Origin of the sequence: Mesorhizobium sp. B2-6-2, assembly GCF_006440615.1 — a bacterium.
Classification (GTDB): domain Bacteria; phylum Pseudomonadota; class Alphaproteobacteria; order Rhizobiales; family Rhizobiaceae; genus Mesorhizobium.
In genome coordinates, this window is sequence record NZ_VFUG01000050.1 from 1 (window position 1) to 1046 (window position 1046).

Here is a 1046-nt window from a genome sequence, read left to right on the forward strand (position 1 = left end):
GGTGTATGGTTGAAGTGGGAAGGAGGCCGAGTGGATCTTGGTCGTCCTTTCGGACAGGCCGTGGAATGGCCCGGTCCCTTCCCACCGGTGAACCATCAACCTGAACAGTTGCACGGGGCTGTTTCAAGCCAGACCCCGCACCACAGGAAGAGGCGTGGACATGATAGCCCAGAACTATGTCGGCTGCGACATCTCCAAGCAGTGGCTCGACTTTTTTGATGAGACAAGCGGCCGTCTTCGGCGCATCGACAACCAGGCCGATGCGATCGCGGCCTATGTGGCGGGGCTTGATCCCAGCCGCGACTTCGTCGTCATGGAGGCGACAGGCGTCCATGACCGGCTCCTGCGCCATGCATTGGCCAAGGCCGGCGTGCCATTCTCGCGGCACAACCCGGCGCACACCCACCACTATTCGAAGTCGACCAGACGGCGCGCCAAGACCGATCCTCTCGATGCCAGGATGCTGAGCGACTACGGCCGTCGCTACCAGCCTGAGGCCGAGCCGGCGCCACGCGAAGAAGGTGAACAGCTTCAGTCGCTTACCGGTCACCGCGATCAACTGGTCGAGATGCGGGCAACGCTGAAGAAGCAACTCGGCGAGGCTTTCGAGGCGATCGTCATCACCAGCCTCAAAGACCTGATCGGCAGCCTCGATGCTCGCATCAAGGCGCTCGAGGGCCAGATCGCCGACATCATTCGTCAAGCCGAGGACACCGCCCGCGATTACACGCTCATGGTCTCCGTGCCCGGTGTCTCCAAGGTGGGCGCATTCTCGCTGCTGGCGCTCCTGCCCGAGCTCGGCAAGCGCTCGCCCAAGGCGATCGCGGCACTGGTCGGCCTCGCCCCGTTCGACAACAAAAGCGGTAAGCTCAGCCGCAGGAGCCAGATTCAGGGCGGGCGATCACGCGTGCGCCGCGCCCTCTACATGGCAGCCCTCACTGCCATTCGAACCTGTGAGCGCTTCAAGACCTTCTACACCGCACTTGCCGCCCGCTCAGGGTCCAAGAAACTCGCCATCATCGCTGTCGCCAGGAAGCTCCTGGTCG

1 protein-coding gene is annotated in these 1046 nt (G+C 63.1%); it reads left to right on the forward strand.

The window, feature by feature from the left end:
- Positions 1–160 precede the first annotated feature (160 nt).
- The coding region (locus FJ419_RS30625) for an IS110 family transposase (RefSeq protein WP_246679435.1) at positions 161–1046 on the forward strand (886 nt) is incomplete at its 3' end.